Annotated in this window: 1 protein-coding gene; it reads left to right on the forward strand. The window is 59.1% G+C overall.

Translation table 11 applies throughout. The features are described from left to right. On the forward strand, nt 1-697 hold a 697-nt coding region (locus RNA01_RS23505; protein WP_147182470.1), incomplete at both ends, for a DUF3417 domain-containing protein.

The following is a 697-nucleotide window of genomic DNA, read 5'->3' on the forward strand; positions in this document are numbered from 1 at the left end:
TTCGCGAACTGGCACTCGATCTGCGTTGGTCGTGGAGCCATGCTTCGGATGTTCTCTGGCGGGAACTGGATTCGCAGACATGGGAGGCGACGCGCAATCCATGGGGTGTTCTTCGCACCGTTTCATATGACCGGCTCGATAACTTGCTCTCCACCCCGCAATTCGCGGGCAAGCTTGAAGAGTTGCTCGCGGAAAAGCGGGTCGCGGAGCTTGCGCCCGCCTGGTTTCAACACGCTCACCCGACCGCGCCGTTAAGCACCATCGCGTATTTCAGCATGGAGTTCATGCTAAGCGAAGCGCTGCCCATTTACTCCGGCGGTCTCGGAAACGTGGCGGGCGATCAGCTGAAGGCAGCAAGCGATCTTGGTATCCCGGTCGTCGGCGTGGGGCTTTTGTATGCGCAGGGCTACTTCCGACAGATGATTGGGCCCGATGGCAACCAGGAGGCTCTTTATCCCGTGAACGAGCCGGACCAACTGCCGATCCAGCCCGTCAGGACATCCAGCGGCGAATGGTTGCGTTTGCAGATCGATCTTCCGGGATGCACGCTCTGGCTCAGGACGTGGGAAGTCCAGGTCGGAAGGACCAAACTCTATCTGCTCGACATGAACGATCCGGCCAATCCGGCGATCTACCGCTGCATTACAAGCGAGCTTTATGGCGGCGGCCCTGAAACCCGCCTGAAGCAGGAAATGAT

It is taken from the genome of Paenirhizobium naphthalenivorans (assembly GCF_007992095.1).
GTDB lineage: Bacteria > Pseudomonadota > Alphaproteobacteria > Rhizobiales > Rhizobiaceae > Allorhizobium > Allorhizobium naphthalenivorans.